The sequence below is a fragment of the Aeromicrobium sp. genome, from assembly GCF_014378035.1.
Lineage (GTDB): Bacteria > Actinomycetota > Actinomycetes > Propionibacteriales > Nocardioidaceae > Aeromicrobium.
The window spans coordinates 1-2,183 of the sequence record NZ_JACMOM010000191.1 but is presented as its reverse complement, the minus strand read 5'-3'; the positions used below and the strand labels follow the sequence as shown (position 1 = coordinate 2,183).

3 protein-coding genes are annotated in these 2,183 nt (G+C 63.9%); all 3 read left to right on the top strand.

What is annotated here, in order from left to right; translation table 11 throughout:
- Nucleotides 1–399 (top strand): cupin domain-containing protein (locus tag H7290_RS09965; protein WP_290513865.1); only part of this gene is annotated, 399 nt, incomplete at its 5' end.
- A gap of 226 nt (nt 400–625) precedes the next feature.
- Complete coding sequence (locus H7290_RS09960) at nt 626–979, top strand: VOC family protein (RefSeq protein ID WP_290513864.1); 354 nt, start codon at nt 626–628, stop codon at nt 977–979.
- A gap of 999 nt (nt 980–1,978) precedes the next feature.
- Nucleotides 1,979–2,183 (top strand): MerR family transcriptional regulator (locus H7290_RS09955; protein WP_290513863.1); only part of this gene is annotated, 205 nt, incomplete at its 3' end.

Sequence of the window (2,183 nt, the reverse complement as noted above, 5' to 3'; positions counted from 1 at the left end):
GGTGTCCCGAAGTCGACAGGGTCGAAGGTCCCTTGCGCCTTCCTGCCGACGGGGGGACTGTCGATCATGCAGAAGATCTCCTTGACAGCAGTCGCACGCCACCAGCTGGCGATCGCCCAAGACGCCACGAGCGGACGTAGCGCCGAGACCCTCTACGGCGGACACGAGCACGCACTCCGGCAGACCCTGATCGCCCTGCGGCGCGGCGCCGAGCTCTCGGAGCACGAGAATCCCGGCGAAGCAACCGTCCAGGTGCTGGTGGGACGGGTCACCTTGTCGTCCGGAGACGTCGACTGGAACGGCTCCCCCGGTGACCTCCTTTTCGTGCCCGACGCGCGTCACTCCCTCGCGGCCATCGACGACTCAGTGGTGCTGCTGACTGTCGCAAAACGGATGTGACGCCACCGCCACAGCGCGGGTGCGAGGGCGCACCGTCGTGCCTCTTGGGAGGATCCACTTCTGACGTGCCGGGGCAATGTCTGCTCGCACGTCGGACGCGAGTCGATGATCGGTTGGCGTCACATCGCGCCGACGGTCACGTCATCTGTGCGATGACGGTGTCCAACGGCTGGCTGAGATGCGATGCTGACGACAATTGCAACAGTGAACTAGGGAGAGCCTCCTGATGCGTGTCGTGGAGATCGTCGCAGACCTGCACGTTGCCGACGTCGACGCGGCAAGGGAGTTCTATGCCAGCTATCTCGGACTGACTACCGAGGAGTTCAACCTGGGCTGGGTAGCCCGGTTCAGTTCGCCTGACACAGGGGCCAACGTCCAAGTCGTCACCCGCGACGCGGCTGCACCCGAGGACCCGGTCATCTCGATCAAGGTCGACGACGTCGACTGGGCGTACCAGGACGCCCAGCGGCGCGGCTACGAGATAGTGCACCCGCTGAGTTCGGAGTCCTGGGGTGTGCGTCGATTCTTCGTCCGGGCGCCCGACGGCAACGTGCTGAACATCGTGCAAAACCACGAGTGAATCTCGGCTGGGCAGCGGCGTCGATCGTGCTTGGGTACATCGAGATGACGGACTAACGGGTCGCGCCGTTGTCTCGTGGGTCATCTGTTGGAATGGGGAATGACGGGAACTGGATCGAGGATCGCTACAACAGCCGCCGCCGGCCCGGCGTCTACTCCTTCAGGTCGAGCTCATGAGCAACAGTGGCCCAATGTCCGCCTCCAGCACCGCTAGCCGTACGTCCAAGGGTCCCAAACATGGCCACCCAAGGCCACTGGATGTCGGACGTCGATGAGACGAGCCTCAGTCACAGGTGAGCCATGACCAAGGCGCTGCCCGACCCGTTGAGACAGAGGAAGCATCATGAAGGCAGTCCAGGACCGCGCCATAGGGCAATCCTCCGAGCCTGTCGACGTCGAGCGCCCCCGACCCGGTCCGCCGTACGCTGACGGTCGCTCTCTACGTGGGGCGGCCTCCGCCGCCCTGAAGCTCGCCGGAACATCGTCTGGGTCTCACTGGCGCGTCCGGGAAGCACAAGACCCCCACACCGGCGAGGGTGTGGAGGTCATGAAGTGTCCGAGGGGGGACTTGAACCGGAACGATCCCACGCTCAGAATGGCCGGTTTCGGCGTGCTGAGCGTGAAATCTGGTTCCGTTAGGTCCCGTGACTCACTGTTACACCGTGCGATGTGCCCCCTAGGGGTGCACCGATCTTGCAGTTGTCTCTTGACAGCGTAACCCGGAGATCCGGGCATCAGTACTTGCGGCATTGGCCGATCGCGGCGCCCCACCGGAGTGAGCCGGGGGTTCAGGACTTGCGTTTCCCACTCGCGCGCCGTCGGAGTGTGGGGTGACACCTGCAGCATCGCGTTCGTGACGCGGATCGGCCGGCGACGCAGGTTGCCACTGGTCCACTCGCGGTGGATCGCGGTGGATTGACACACCTGCGCGGTCGCGCGAATCGTGTGGTCCTGGGCGAGCCTTTGACTTCAAGTACTTGAAGTTCTTAGTGTCGTATGGGTGAGTCGAACAACTACGCAACGCAGCTACACGATCACGGAAACGGCGGCGCTCACCGGGCTGGCTGCCAGCACGCTTCGGTACTACGAGACGATCGGCGTGATCTGGCCGATCAGTCGCGGTGAGAGCAGCAAGCACCGCGTGTATGACGAAGACGACCTCGACCAGCTGATGTGGGTTGCGTGCCTCGCGGCGACCGGCATGT